This is a genomic window from Snodgrassella sp. B3882, assembly GCF_026535915.1.
Lineage (GTDB): Bacteria > Pseudomonadota > Gammaproteobacteria > Burkholderiales > Neisseriaceae > Snodgrassella.
This window is the reverse complement of record NZ_JAFNPF010000001.1, coordinates 1,088,356-1,102,509: the sequence shown is the minus strand read 5'-3', so window position 1 is coordinate 1,102,509 and position 14,154 is coordinate 1,088,356. Positions and strand designations below refer to the sequence as shown.

The 14,154-nt window shown below is 40.6% G+C and carries 11 protein-coding genes; 5 read left to right on the top strand and 6 right to left on the bottom strand.

The window, feature by feature from the left end:
- Nucleotides 1–634: 634 nt before the first annotated feature.
- Both ubiE and J3U68_RS04720 read right to left on the bottom strand, forming a co-directional pair.
- Nucleotides 635–1,372 carry a bifunctional demethylmenaquinone methyltransferase/2-methoxy-6-polyprenyl-1,4-benzoquinol methylase UbiE gene (gene ubiE, locus J3U68_RS04725; protein ID WP_267375179.1) on the bottom strand — a complete coding sequence of 246 codons (738 nt, stop codon included), beginning with the start codon at nt 1,370–1,372 and terminating at the stop codon, nt 635–637.
- Between the two features lie 81 nt (nt 1,373–1,453).
- Nucleotides 1,454–1,813, bottom strand: a complete 360-nt coding sequence (locus J3U68_RS04720) for a DUF971 domain-containing protein (protein WP_267375178.1) — start codon at nt 1,811–1,813, stop codon at nt 1,454–1,456.
- Nucleotides 1,814–2,233: 420 nt separating this feature from the next.
- Between J3U68_RS04720 and nadE the strand changes: the two genes are divergently transcribed.
- Nucleotides 2,234–3,025, top strand: a complete 792-nt coding sequence (nadE, locus tag J3U68_RS04715; RefSeq protein WP_267375177.1) for an NAD(+) synthase — start codon at nt 2,234–2,236, stop codon at nt 3,023–3,025.
- A 636-nt stretch (nt 3,026–3,661) separates the two neighbouring features.
- Here nadE and J3U68_RS04710 read toward each other — a convergent pair.
- Entirely contained in the window at nt 3,662–5,374 is a 1,713-nt protein-coding gene (locus J3U68_RS04710; RefSeq protein ID WP_267375176.1) for a proline--tRNA ligase, read from the bottom strand.
- A gap of 158 nt (nt 5,375–5,532) precedes the next feature.
- Between J3U68_RS04710 and hemG the strand changes: the two genes are divergently transcribed.
- Nucleotides 5,533–6,069, top strand: coding sequence for a menaquinone-dependent protoporphyrinogen IX dehydrogenase (hemG, locus tag J3U68_RS04705; RefSeq protein WP_267375175.1), 537 nt, complete (start codon nt 5,533–5,535; stop codon nt 6,067–6,069).
- Between the two features lie 170 nt (nt 6,070–6,239).
- Here hemG and J3U68_RS04700 read toward each other — a convergent pair whose 3' ends face one another.
- Nucleotides 6,240–7,445, bottom strand: a complete 1,206-nt coding sequence (locus J3U68_RS04700; RefSeq protein ID WP_267375174.1) for an acetate kinase — start codon at nt 7,443–7,445, stop codon at nt 6,240–6,242.
- A 60-nt stretch (nt 7,446–7,505) separates the two neighbouring features.
- Nucleotides 7,506–8,033 (bottom strand): C40 family peptidase, encoded by a 528-nt coding sequence (locus J3U68_RS04695; protein WP_267375172.1) that lies wholly within the window; start codon nt 8,031–8,033, stop codon nt 7,506–7,508.
- Nucleotides 8,034–8,365: 332 nt separating this feature from the next.
- Here J3U68_RS04695 and J3U68_RS04690 point away from each other — a divergent pair, with 332 nt between their 5' ends.
- Together J3U68_RS04690 and dapC are read left to right on the top strand one after the other, a co-directional pair.
- Nucleotides 8,366–9,523 (top strand): NAD(P)H-dependent flavin oxidoreductase, encoded by a 1,158-nt coding sequence (locus J3U68_RS04690; protein ID WP_267375171.1) that lies wholly within the window; start codon nt 8,366–8,368, stop codon nt 9,521–9,523.
- A 152-nt stretch (nt 9,524–9,675) separates the two neighbouring features.
- On the top strand, nt 9,676–10,863 hold the full coding sequence (dapC, locus tag J3U68_RS04685) for a succinyldiaminopimelate transaminase (protein WP_267375170.1): 1,188 nt from the start codon (nt 9,676–9,678) through the stop codon (nt 10,861–10,863).
- Between the two features lie 729 nt (nt 10,864–11,592).
- On the opposite strand, the gene J3U68_RS04680 is transcribed toward dapC, so the two are convergent.
- Entirely contained in the window at nt 11,593–12,465 is an 873-nt protein-coding gene (locus tag J3U68_RS04680) for a YicC/YloC family endoribonuclease (RefSeq protein ID WP_267375169.1), read from the bottom strand.
- A gap of 152 nt (nt 12,466–12,617) precedes the next feature.
- On the opposite strand from J3U68_RS04680, the gene rph reads away from it, so the two are divergent.
- Nucleotides 12,618–13,370: a ribonuclease PH gene (gene rph, locus J3U68_RS04675; protein WP_267375168.1), complete on the top strand. Its 753-nt coding sequence runs from the start codon at nt 12,618–12,620 to the stop codon at nt 13,368–13,370.
- Nucleotides 13,371–14,154 lie beyond the last annotated feature (784 nt).

The window sequence follows — 14,154 nt, the reverse complement described above, 5'->3', positions numbered from 1 at the left end:
AAAGAAAATCAAAATCTATCCCATAAACTTAACATACTAAGTTATGGGTCAGAGCAAAACTTAATTTATCTGATCGATAGACTAGGCGACAAATTCGATGCCTGAAAGAAAGTATAATTAAAATCTACAAAATTATGAATGTAAAAAGGATCATTTTTCATGATACCCTTTACCTTTTCAATTGAATCACTCATTACTAAAATTATACCACCCGTTTTATCAGCTAAAAGTCCTGACGCCAAAAACATGTTTTGAGCGAAATAATTATCTAAAATACATTATGTTCGTCCAATTTTGCCAGAATTTCTGGCATTGGTTTTTATAAACTTCAAAGCTGCAATGATCACTTTATTCACCTTGTATAATAATAATCAAATATCACATTGTAGGAGTGGTATCTCAAAAAAAACCAGATGTGATGTGTAAGTTATCAGTGTTATATAAACCATAAATCAATTCTTGCACTTGTTGTTGGGCGTTACTAGGTAGCCTTCGATTTTAGATAAAAGCATTTACCTGTAGTGCCACTAGCCAAGGGATGAATCAATCAAAAATTAAAAAATAACCTAAATAGATGATAGCAATAAAAATTCAGGCTACTTCCAAGCAGCCTGATCAATATTAACCACCTTCTTTAAAACTTCACCCCTTTGTGCAGCGCAACAACACCGGCTGTCAGATTATGGTAACTAACCCGATCAAATCCAACAGAAAGCATCATATTACGTAACGTTTCCTGATCAGGATGCATGCGGATTGATTCAGCCAAATACTGATAACTATCAGCATCCTTAGCTATCAGCTTACCCATTAATGGCAGCATTTTAAACGAATACAGATCATACAACGGTTTCAGCGGTTTAAATACCTGCGAAAATTCTAACACCAGTAAAGTGCCACCTGGCTTTAACACCCGATACATTTCCGCCAAGGCCACCTCTTTATGGGTCATATTACGCAAACCAAAAGAGACCGAAACCAAATTAAAATAATTATCTGGAAACGGCAATTTCTCCGCATCACACAAGGCTACCGGCAAGACCATCCCTTCATTAAGCAAACGATCACGTCCAACCGTTAGCATCGAAGAATTAATATCAGTTAGCCATACTTCCCCTGTTTTGCCTACACGTTTGGCCCAACCACGAGCCAAATCACCAGATCCACCGGCAATATCCAATACCTTATCACCCTGATGTAATGGCGCGGTGGTAATAGTGAAGTGTTTCCACAGCCGATGCATGCCACCAGACATCACATCATTCATTACATCATAATTTTTCGCCACCGAATGAAATACACTGGCTACTCGTCCGGCTTTCTCATTTTCATCTACAGTCTGATAGCCAAAATGGGTTTTGTGATCGCTCATACACCACTTTCAAATCGAATATTGATTAAATATATTACATCCAGCAAATGCCTGCATCCACCAACATCTAGCATGCATCCGTTACATTGCATCACGACTGGCGCCAGCTTGGTGTAACTGTTTTTCATACTCCGCCCAACGCTCTTGCTTTTGCGTGGATAAAGCAAATAAATAATTCCAGTCATACAACCCACTGTCATGCCCGTCAGAAAAAGCAATTCTTATTGCATAATGACCAACCGGTGTCAGCGACTCGATCGTCACTTCACGCTTACCAGTTTGCAATATTTCCTGACCTTTTCCATGACCACGCACCTCAGCACTGGGCGAAAAAACCCGTAGATATTCTGCTGATAGCTCATAACGCCCGTGCGCATACACCAAAATTAACACCCGCTTATCATGACTGAGGCGAATCTCATCAGGAACCTGATATTCCATGATTTATCTGTCCAACAACATTACATATCTTAGTTATTTTAACTGAACTCACCAACAATGCCCACCAACTTATATTAGGTACATACCATATAAAGTACTTCCGGCCGAAAAAACATTCTTTTCAACCGGCACAAAATTAAACTAAAAAAAGATAGAAAACTGATGGTGACAGAATTAAAAATTTAGACGATGCATTGAGCTTGTCATACACAAAGTGTTTCTGACCTTAAATGCAACAACAATAAACGTTGAATGGATGTCTTGTTCGTTCAACCAAATCAAAAAATAATTGCTTAACATTAGTTGAAAAAACCGTTTCGTCTTCTTTACCCAGACTAAGCGATAGAATCATCTTACTTTGCAAGCACACATTTAAGCAGTATATTTACCCTAGATTATCCAAATATTCAAGGAAAAACCATGCAATCTGCAGCCATTATCGAACATATCGTCAACTGGTTGAGCAACTATGCCAACCAAGCTAAAAGCAAAGGCTTTGTCGTTGGCGTCTCTGGAGGGATTGACTCTGCTGTGGTGTCTACCCTAGCCGCAAAAACCGGATTACCGACAATCGTACTGGAAATGCCGATTCATCAGAAAGCAGACCAGATTGCCCGCGCGCAGGAACACATCAATCAGCTAAAAAAACACTATACCAATGTCGAAGCACACCGTGTAGATTTAACCACCACCTTTGATTCCCTGGCCGCCGCTGTAGATATTGGAGATAAAAACCAGCATCAAACACAGCTCGCCTTTGCCAATGCTCGCAGCCGTTTACGCATGGTTACCTTATATTATTACGCTCAAGTACGTGGAATGCTGGTTGCGGGCACCGGCAATAAAGTCGAAGATTTTGGCGTCGGATTTTTCACCAAATACGGCGACGGCGGAGTAGATATTAGCCCGATTGCCGATCTACTCAAAACACAAGTCTATACCCTTGCTAAAGCACTTAATATCAACAACGACATCATTCAAGCTGCCCCTACCGACGGATTATGGGATGCCGACAAAACTGACGAAGACCAAATCGGTGCCACCTATCCGGAGCTGGAATGGGCAATGAGTGTTTACGATCAGCACACCATCGACGACTTCACTGGGCGGGAGCGCGAAGTTTTCAGCATATATGATCGTTATCATCGTGCCATGCAGCATAAAATCAACCCCATTCCGGTGTGCCAAATTCCAGCAGAATTATTGAAATAAATCTGCATACTCTATCAATTTTTTGGCCGATTATGCGTTTCGCTCCGCCTCAGATAGTGGACAAAATCACTGGATAAAAAAATCGTCACCAAAAAATTGATAGAGCTATAGCTTAAATCAAAAAGCTTCTGCCTTAACTTTTGTAGCTAAAAAACATGTTCATTTGCGATAAAGATAATAAAACCAATTAAAGGCAATTTTTCGCCGTTCTAAAACGACCAGCAAATAAAACTGTTAACGCTGTTGCTCACTTCAGCATATTTTCTTGCTGATAATATGGCTAAATTTAATTTATGGAAGAAAAGGGTGCTGATAAAATAACTTCGTTCAAACCGCTAGCATTCTGTCCTCATTCAAACCAGCAGCAATAAAGTTATATTTTTTTTAAAGCTTTTGAATTAATGACTTTACATTGCCATAAAAAACTGCACGACCGTGCAGTAGCTTTACATTAGTTTAATCCATCATAAACCTGAATAGAGTGCGATAAACTCACACCCTTTAATAAAATCTATATTGATAAGTAATATAAACATTAATCAATTAATCCAATCCAACTTATTAAATCTACCGCAGGGCAATTTCAACAGCATTGAACAGATAACTGAATTCAGGTTTATTTGTAATTATAGTGTTTTAATTCAAATGACTACAAATATGTGCAACGATATTCTCACGCGCAATTTGAGTTGCTTCAGTCTCTTTGCGTGCCTGATATTCCACCACACCCGCTTTCAAACCACGATCCCCGATAACAATGCGGTGAGGAATACCGATCAACTCAGAATCGTGCAGTAAAACACCTGAACGCTCGTCACGATCATCCAATAAAACATCAACCCCAGCTTGCAGCAATTGGGCATAAATTTCATCGGCAGCAGTTTTCACATCATTGGATTTTTTATAATTCATTGGCACAATGACCACCGTAAATGGAGCCATGGCTTCGGTCCAAATAATGCCACGTTCATCGTTATTTTGCTCAATTGCAGCGGCCACTACTCGGGTAATCCCAATTCCATAACAACCCATTTCTACAACCACATTTTTACCGTTGGCATCGAGTACCGTAGCCTGCAAGGCCTCAGAATATTTCGTCCCCAACTGAAACACATGCCCTACTTCAATGCCACGTGCCAGCTTAAGCGTACCCTGACCGCATGGACTAGGATCGCCAGCAACCACTTCACGCAAATCGACAAATTCTGGTTCGTCTGCATCCCGACCAAAATTGAAACCGCGATAATGATGATCATCTTCATTGGCTCCGATCACCCAGTCAGCGCCATTAGCCAAAGCAAAGTCGGCATAAACCTTGCCGGAAAAGCCAACAGGTCCCAACGAACCACCATGAGCACCGGCAAAAGCAGCCTCAATTGCATTAGCAGAAGCCATGGTTAATGGTGCTTTGACACCGGCTAATTTTTCGGCCTTAATCTCATTCAAATGATGATCACCACGCACCAATAACAATACCACTGAACCATCCTCTTCACCTTCAACCACGATGGATTTTAAGGTCTGATCAGCGGAAATATTTAAAAATTCAGTCAGCTCATCAATGGTACGAATATTTGGCGTATGCAGCTTAGTCAGATCCATGCTGGCAGACAGTCGCTCGCCGGTAAGCGGCATAGTGGTAGCTAATTCCACATTCGCGGCATAGTCAGATGCATCACTGTAAGCAATCACATCTTCACCACTCTCAGCCAATACCTGAAATTCATGCGATCCGGTACCCCCAATACTTCCCGTATCTGCCGCTACAGGACGGTAATCTAGTCCCAACCGGTCGAAAATTTTACAATACGCATTAAACATATCCTGATAAGTCTGTTGTAGCGATTCAAAATTGGTATGAAAAGAATAAGCATCTTTCATCACAAATTCTCGCGCACGCATTACCCCAAAGCGAGGTCTGACTTCATCGCGAAATTTAGTTTGGATATGATAAAAATTCAGGGGAAGCTGCTTATAGCTGCGTATTTCACTGCGAACAATATCAGTAATGACTTCTTCACAAGTGGGTCCCATACAGAACTCACGTTCATGCCGGTCAGTAATTCGCAATAATTCCTTACCATAAAACGACCAGCGTCCGCTTTCCTGCCATAATTCAGCCGGTTGTACCACTGGCATAAGCAACTCAATCGATCCGGCACGATTCATCTCTTCTCGTACGATATGCTCCACCTTACGCAAAACGCGTAATCCCATGGGCATCCAGGTATACAACCCGCTGGCTAGCCGACGGATCATTCCGGTACGCAACATAAGTTTATGACTGGCTAATTCCGCCTCTGCCGGTGCTTCTTTTAAAGTCGAAATATAAAACTGACTGGCTTTCATAAATATCTCCAAAAACAGCCGCTATTGTACCAGTCTCCAGCTGGAAAAAAAGCCTGTTAGCGCATCCGAACCTAGAAACACCCATCGCATAATCTCACCACGCCATAATGACAGCAGGCATGGTATGATTGAATTTATTTAACAGCGCACATACGCTTATGAATTATCTGCTTATCTTCAGTAGCCGCTTTGGTTACACCCATAAGATTGCTCAGAGACTGGAAGCCCAATGGACAGCTGCCGGCATAACCGTCCATACCATTAGCTTGAACGAAGCACCCCAACTGAATTTAGGCGATTACGATAAAATTATTATCGGTGCTTCCATTCGCTACGGACATTATGCCCCGAAAATGACCTCTTGGATCCAGCAAAATCAGCACATCCTTGATCAAACCCCTAGCGCTTTTTTTAGCGTCAGCATTCTGGCAAACAAACCACATCGTAATACCCCACAAACGCATACTTACACCCGCAAATTTTTTGAAAAAAGTACTTGGCAACCCGATGTAATCGGCATCTTTGCCGGTGAACTGCATTATGCCAAATACAACTTAATTGATCGTTATCTGATGCAGCTAGTGATGAAATTGAATAAGGGTGAAACCGATCTCAATGCCCATATTGAATATACAGACTGGCAAAAAGTGAGACAATTTGGAGAGCTCGTATTAAATATTGCATCAAAAAATTGAAATCATGCCACTTGTCTAAATTGTTGACTGTCCAAGCCCTTAATTTACGTTGATTTTTCTGGGTTTAAAGCACAATAAAAAACTGACTTTGTCTTTCAAGATAAAGTCAGTTTTAGCGAATACGTTTAATAGATTAATATTAAACCGTATCCCTTATAGCCAGAATACGATTAAACGTGCATACCGGTTAATTCAGCAGTATCCAAAGCAATCATCAATTCTTCATTAGTTGGTACAACCAATACATTGCCTTTACTGTCTTTAGTGCTGATCACACCTGATTTGCCGAAACGAGCATCAAGATTGGCTTGATCATCAAGTTTCAGACCGAATACATGCAGATAATCAACCACTTTTTTACGCATAGAGTCTGAATTTTCACCAATACCACCAGTAAATACCAGCGCATCTAAGCCACCAGCCGCCACAGTCATGCTACCAACATATTTAGCCAGACGATATGCAAATACATTCAAAGCAAGCTCAGCACCTTGGTCACCATTAGCGGCTGCCTCTTCCAAAATACGGCAATCATTAGAAAGATTTGATAAGCCCAGCATACCACTTTCTTTATTCAGCATTTCGGTTACCTGATCAATGCTCATGTTAGCATTTGCTGCCAGGAAAGAGAAAATACTTGGGTCAATATCACCACTACGGGTACCCATAACCAGACCTTCCAGAGGAGTCAGACCCATACTGGTATCCTGAGATTGACCATTTTTAACAGCAGTAATAGATGCACCATTACCCAAATGCGCGATCACCATGCTCATTTGATTAATATCACGATTCAAGATAGCAGCTGTTTCCTGAGCAACAAAACGGTAGCTGGTACCATGTGCACCGTAACGGCGAACACCGTATTTAGTGTACAAACTGGTTGGAACAGCATAATGGAAAGCATGCGGAGGCATGGTTTGGTGGAATGCAGTATCGAAAACCGCAACCTGTGGCAATTGAGGGAAAGCTTGCTGTGCAGCCTGAATACCCAAAATATGTGCAGGATTGTGTAATGGAGCCAAGACAATGCATGCTTCAATATCACGCATCACTTCAGGAGTAATCACAGTAGACTGAGTAAAGCGTTCACCACCATGTACCACACGATGACCAATTGCTTTAACGCCATCATATAAGCCCAATTTTTTCAATTCATCCAGCAACGCCATCACTGCAGCAGTATGATCATGTGGAGCACTCAAATCATGTTTATTTTTTTCACCATTAACTTTAAAGGTGATGTAAGCATCAGGGTTGCCTACTTTTTCAGCCAAACAGCTCATCAATACTTCTTTTTTCGCCACATCCATGACAGCAGCTTTTACAGAAGAACTACCACAATTCAGTATCAATACCAAATCTTGATTACTCATATTAAATTATTCCTGTTTATAAATACTTCAGACATAAAAAAGAACATAGGTTCTTTAAATTTATCGGGCAAATAGCGTTCGAGCATCAGTAAAACGCTGATTAAAATAGGGGTGATCTAATTTGGCAGTGCGTATCATTCCATTACTAGAGGGTGCATGAATAAATTCACCCTGACCAATATACAAACCGATATGCGAATAATTCTGACCATTGGTATTAAAAAAAACCAAATCTCCGATCCGCAAATCTTGTTTGCGAATTGGCGTAGATACTGCAGCAATATCGCGCGCAGTCCGAGGTAAATTTACCTGCAAGGCCTGCTTGTAGACATATTGCACCATTCCACTACAGTCAAAACCATTTTCTCGGCTGCTGCCACCATAACGGTAAGGAGTTCCGATCAAACTCAAGCTATGCAACAATAATTCCTGACTGCCCACGGCATGGCTAACCTTGGTGATTCTGATTGGTTGCAAATGAGAATTAGGCAGCATCACCACCTTCTTCTTACCCGTTTCGCCACAAGCAGTGAGAAATAAAATTAGCGCACATAAAATAGTACGTCGTAGTGCATTATGCGTAACCATTAAGTTTACCCTATTTTACCCAAATTGATTACTAATTGGTAATGCTCCAGCCTTATTGTAGCATGAGCCCATGACAATATCTGTATTCATATCAAATTAAAACCCCCTCCTTACCTTTTATAACTTTGTAGTACAAAACCTACAAAAGCCAAATTGTGGTTAATATTTATATTTCTACAACTTGACAGTACCTAAAGGCAAGAATAGAGTATAAACACTAATTTAGATTATATACTCTATTTAATTCTAAATTATCGTAACAAAAGCTAAGAAAATTTTATTTTTTCAAATAGCTAAAACTTATAGATCTACATCAAGAAACAGGACGCAACATGCAGCAATTTTCACCACTCATCATTCGAGGCCAACATTTAATACCGATTGTACAGGGTGGTATGGGCGTAGGCGTGTCTGCCTCAAAACTGGCCAGTGCGGTGGCGCGTGAAAACGGCGTCGGTACCATTGCCAGCGTGGATTTACGCCATTTACATCCTGATCTTCTTGAACAATCTAAACAACATCCAACCGAAGAAAAATACGATAAATTAAACCGCATTGCCCTTGATCGTGAAATTAAATCAGCTCTAGCGCAATCGCTGGGAAAAGGCATGATTGCCGTAAACGTGATGAAAGCGGTTAAAGATCATCATGCCTTAGTACAACAATCCTGCGAATCAGGTGCCCATGCCATCGTTATGGGAGCAGGTTTGCCGTTAGATCTACCGGATATGACGGCAGACTTTCCAGATGTTGCATTATTACCAATACTTTCAGAATCCAGAGGCATTGGCATCGTGTTGAAACGCTGGATGAAAAAAAATCGATTGCCAGACGCAATCGTAATCGAACATCCTGCCCACGCCGCTGGGCACCTTGGTGCCGCTACCGTGGCAGGAGTCACTGATGAGCGTTTTGAATTTAAACGCGTCCTCGAAGAAACCTTCGAATTATTCAAAAAATTGGGCTTAGAGCAGGAAAAAATTCCTTTAATCATCGCTGGAGGCATGGCTAACTTCCAAAAAATAACCGTTGCCTTAAAACAATGGGGTGCCTCAGCAGTGCAGATTGGCACAGCATTTGCCGTTACCGAAGAAGGTGATGCTCATCTGAACTTTAAAAAAATGCTCGCCGGCGCCGAGGGTGAACAAATAGTCGAATTCATGTCAGTAGCTGGTTTACCTGCGCGTGGCGTAAAAAATAAATTTTTAGATAGTTACCTGAAGCGTGAATCCATACTACAGAAAAATGCCAAAGCAGATCAACGCCGTTGTACTCAAGGTATCAATTGCCTCTCGGTTTGCGGGTTACGTGATGGGCTTGATAAAGTAGGACAATTTTGTATTGATCTAAAACTGGCTGCGGCATGGCGTGGTGAAACCGATAAAGGTTTATTTTTTCGTGGCAAAGATCCATTGCCTTTTGGTCATGCGATTCGCAGTGTGAAAGAAACCATTGCCTATCTTCTGACCGGAGAAATGCAATCGATTTAAAAAATGACCTAATTTTTAACCACTAACTCGTAATTATTTCTGCCACAGAACCATGAACACGGTACAATAAGCGTTTTGGTTTGGCTTCAAGCTAATCCAAAATAATAAATATTGATGGTATTATGACAAAAAAATTCTAGTGCAGATTGATTATGAATCCCAGACTTGAAATGCTGCAACCCTATCCGTTTGCCCGTCTGCGCAATCTGATGGATGGCTTGGAACCTCCAGCCAATTTAAAACCTATTTTCCTTCACATCGGAGAGCCAAAACACCCTACTCCGACTGTGCTTAAACAAGCTCTAATAGATCATTTGGATGGCTTATCTGTCTATCCCGTCACCGCTGGCTTAGCCCAAATGCGTCAGGCTTGTGCACAATGGCTTTCGCGTCGATATCAAGGTGTACAAGTCGATGCCGATACCGAGATATTGCCAATCCTTGGCAGTCGCGAAGCCCTCTTTGCTTTTACCCAAACAGTAATCAATCCAACTGGTGAGCACAAACCCGTTGTGATCAGTCCTAATCCCTTTTATCAAATCTATGAGGGAGCTGCGTTACTGGCGGGCGCACAGATTGAATATGTAAACTGCAATGCTCCGCGTTTCATTCCCCAATGGCATCAGATACAAGCAGATACCTGGTCTCATGTACAGCTTGTTTTTGTCTGCTCTCCCGCCAATCCCAGTGGCGCAGTAATGAACCTATCAGATTGGCAAGAACTCTTTGCTTTACAAGATCAATACGGATTCATCATTGCATCTGATGAGTGCTATTCCGAAATCTACTTTGATGACCATAACAAACCATTAGGGGTGTTGGAAGCAGCGACAAAATTAAACCGAACTTATGAAAAATTGGTGATGTTCACCAGCCTTTCCAAACGCTCTAATGCGCCGGGCTTACGTTCGGGATTCATTGCTGGAGACAGCAAATTATTAGCAGATTTTTTGCTTTATAGAACATACCATGGCAGCGCCATGAGCCTTCCGGTTCAATATGCCAGCATTGCTGCGTGGAATGATGAACAACATGTCATCAGCAATCGTAATCTATATCGGGAGAAATTTGAAAAGGTTCTGCCACTGTTACAGCAAAAATACATCGTGCAGAAACCTGATGCATCCTTCTATTTATGGTTAGCAGCGCCGCAGGGAGACGATTTAGCCTTTGCCCAATCATTATGGCAACAAGCAGCTATCAAAGTGTTACCTGGACGTTTCTTAGCGCGTAATACCACACATGGCAATCCAGGAGCAGGCTATGTCCGCATTGCCCTAGTTTCTGACTTAGAAGACTGTTTGGAAGCAGCCAATCGTATGATTAATATCGATTTCTAAATACTCATTTAGTTAAGTTCAACAAATCAACCTTAAACCTAATGAAAATAAATCCGCTTTGATGTCGGTATTTTGGCAGACATCAAAGCGGAATGTGATAACCATAATATACAATGTCTCGTCACATCGATACTACCCAAAAAATTTATAAACTGAAGGAAAATATATAAATCTAGTTTGGCTAGCTAAATCATTAGACCTGCGATAGCCCAAAAAATATTCTGCATTCATCCATTAATCATTAAAATATTTGATTGCGCATGATTTGCATAAACCAGATTAATCCTAGATATGATTTCAGCATAACCAGAAACAGCTGTTAATCAGACTATACAAAATTTCAATAAATCTCGAGCCAAAACCACAACACCTTTCAACAAAACCTATTCACCGGCTCATCACCAAACATAAAAAACAAGCAAAAGTACTGTAGCTGGTAAGATTTTCCCTGAAACACCAGTGAAAACATAAAATTGGTTATTTCTGTTAACGACTACTATCAGTAAGACTAATCCTAAAACGCAAAATCCACCGTGGTGACTCATTAATCGAATTCATTACCAAAAACAAGTGGATCTATAAAGCAAAAAATGAATACCGTAGAGAAGCACATACCGTCAGTTAGAATTAAATTATTTCTTTAGATACCATCCTTTTATCATATCCAAAAAAAAACCAGTACAGCTGGTTAGCTGAACTGGCATTTAAAATGTCAAATAGGCGCAACCATTATTCAATATTTTGCACTTGCTCGCGCATCTGTTCGATAAGTACTTTTAGTCCAACAGAAGCCTGCGTACACTCCATTGCGAACGCTTTACTTCCCAAGGTGTTGGCTTCACGGTTCAATTCCTGCATCAGGAAATCCAATCTTTTGCCGACACTGCCATGGTGTTCATTGATTAGACGGCGCACCTCAATAATATGGGTTTGCAACCGGTTCAATTCTTCATCAACATCCACTTTTTGCATGAATAAAACAAATTCCTGTTTTAACCTTTCAGCATCAACTTGTGCAACTGCTTCACGCAACCGATTTTCCGCCTTAGTAATATATTCTTGCAGCAATTGCGGAAAAATTTGTTGCAGCTCATCAACAATTACCGTCATATCGTCTAGTCGAGCCAACAAGTGATGCTGTAATTTTTCTCCCTCACGTTCGCGCGCTGCTCTAAAATCGGCCAGAACTTGCTTAAGCAAACCTAACACACCTGAAATTAATTCATCTTTATCTTCATTCTGCGCAATCAGCACGCCGGGGAAATGCAAAATATCCGCCACCGTCAGCTTGCCCAGATCAGCATACTGTGCCTGCAGCTGCGAATTAAAAGAGACCAACTGCGCCACCAAATTTTCATCAATAGGAAGCTGTTCATGACTTTTTCCCGCTAGCCTCTGTATTTGAATACGGCATTCCAACTTTCCCCGCATGATCTGAGCACTGATCATTTCACGCATCTTACCTTCCAGCATGCGTAATTCTTCTGGAATTTTAAACTGCATATCCAAATATCGATGATTGACAGCACGTAGCTCAAGATTAATCTGACGACTACCAAATTGCCCTGAGGCATTAGCATAGCCAGTCATACTTTGTAACATTATTCTTTTCCTTAAAACAAATTCACCGCAAAAAAACTGGTTAATGGATCAAGTATAACTAAAAGCCCACCTCTGGCAAACGCATATTATTAGGCACTTCAGTTGTACAGTACTATAATTAATTCACCAACCATCATCTAAAAAATTAAATTATGCCCAAAAACATCACTATTGAGCGCCAAAATCGTGCCCCTAACCAATTGCGTCCATTGCACATTATCCCGCATTTTCTTCCGCAAGCCGATGGCTCAGCTCTCATTAGCTGTGGCAATACCAAAGTGATTTGTACTGCCACCATCGACGAAAATGTCCCCCCTTTTTTAAAAGATAGCGGTCGCGGTTGGGTGACAGCTGAATATGGCATGCTGCCAGCCTCAGCCAACAGTCGTATGCGTCGGGAAGCAGTAGCAGGAAAACAATCAGGCCGTACCCAAGAAATTCAGCGCTTAATCGGCCGCTCTTTGCGTGCCGTTATCGATATGGAGAAACTGGGTAGTCGACAAATCCTGATTGATTGTGATGTCATCCAAGCTGACGGCGGAACACGAACAGCCAGCATCAGTGGCGCTTATGTTGCCCTGTGTTTGGCCATCAACAAACTCCTCATTAGCGGTAAAATCACTGAAAACCCCATCAGAGAAGCCGTTGCAGCCATTTCTGTAGGCATAGTTAACAACCAATTATTACTCGATTTAGATTATCCGGAAGATTCCGGCTGCGAAGCAGATATCAACATTGTAATGTCATCATCACATAAACTGATTGAAATCCAAGGTACCGCTGAAGGTTCACCATTTACAGTGCAACAATTGACTGAATTAATTGCTCTGGCACAACAAGGAATCATTCAAATCATGCAGGAGCAACAAAAAGCCATCGAACAAATGCACACCCCTTCAACATAAAATTTTAGGGTTACTCATAGAGTTCCATTCGTCTCAACCAAATTATTGAGACGAATGACTCAAACATCCCTATTTCAAATCCCAATATACACAAATCAGCAATGGAATCTGATGCAGGCAGCCTCTAAACCATGAAACATGAAATAAAATTTTGCATATTATTGAATCAAAAGAAATTTTTATTTATTTTTCTGCTATTAGCACGAGCTTGCTGTTCCTAAATTTTCACATTTCCGTTTCTTCGCCCGCTTCCAGACTATCTTAATCTTAAAAAAAGCTTAACATTTCATAGAACAATACCCCTAAATTATATAACTTATTTCCCAAAAAAATCATTAACAAACTTATTTTTCATCATATAAATCATTGAATAAATTTGCTTCTTATCTTTTAAATTAGAATGATTCACAGAATGATTTTAACAAAATTTTAGATCGGCTGAGTATCGATTTATTTCATCGATTCACTATATTCTCATGCTACATTGCTCAGCCAGAGAAAATATTCATTATTAACAACCTATCCATCATTTAAAATAGCTAGTCTATTTTTTATTTACTCAATATTTAATGTTTCAATATACTGGTTAGCATTCCAAAGGTGCGCAAAACTCCATAGATGAAACAACTGTTTATCAAAACGCTAATTTACCCTCTGGAGAAAGAATAGCCTTAAATATATATCCTTTTATTACAGGGATTACTTCCAGAAAAATAGTTAACATAATAGCTTACTTTAAAACCTAATTTATCTATGTTTTTAGTTAATGTTCCATAATGTATGG

Excerpts from the sequence above, each read along its gene's own strand:
- J3U68_RS04710 (WP_267375176.1), bottom strand. The coding sequence starts at position 5,374 with ATGAAAGCCAGTCAGTTTTATATTTCGACTTTAAAAGAAGCACCGGCA.
- dapC (WP_267375170.1), top strand. The coding sequence starts at position 9,676 with ATGAATCCCAGACTTGAAATGCTGCAACCCTATCCGTTTGCCCGTCTG.
- hemG (WP_267375175.1), top strand. The coding sequence starts at position 5,533 with ATGAATTATCTGCTTATCTTCAGTAGCCGCTTTGGTTACACCCATAAG.
- J3U68_RS04690 (WP_267375171.1), top strand. The coding sequence starts at position 8,366 with ATGCAGCAATTTTCACCACTCATCATTCGAGGCCAACATTTAATACCG.
- ubiE (WP_267375179.1), bottom strand. The coding sequence starts at position 1,372 with ATGAGCGATCACAAAACCCATTTTGGCTATCAGACTGTAGATGAAAAT.
- J3U68_RS04720 (WP_267375178.1), bottom strand. The coding sequence starts at position 1,813 with ATGGAATATCAGGTTCCTGATGAGATTCGCCTCAGTCATGATAAGCGG.
- J3U68_RS04700 (WP_267375174.1), bottom strand. The coding sequence starts at position 7,445 with ATGAGTAATCAAGATTTGGTATTGATACTGAATTGTGGTAGTTCTTCT.
- J3U68_RS04695 (WP_267375172.1), bottom strand. The coding sequence starts at position 8,033 with ATGGTTACGCATAATGCACTACGACGTACTATTTTATGTGCGCTAATT.
- rph (WP_267375168.1), top strand. The coding sequence starts at position 12,618 with ATGCCCAAAAACATCACTATTGAGCGCCAAAATCGTGCCCCTAACCAA.
- nadE (WP_267375177.1), top strand. The coding sequence starts at position 2,234 with ATGCAATCTGCAGCCATTATCGAACATATCGTCAACTGGTTGAGCAAC.
- J3U68_RS04680 (WP_267375169.1), bottom strand. The coding sequence starts at position 12,465 with ATGTTACAAAGTATGACTGGCTATGCTAATGCCTCAGGGCAATTTGGT.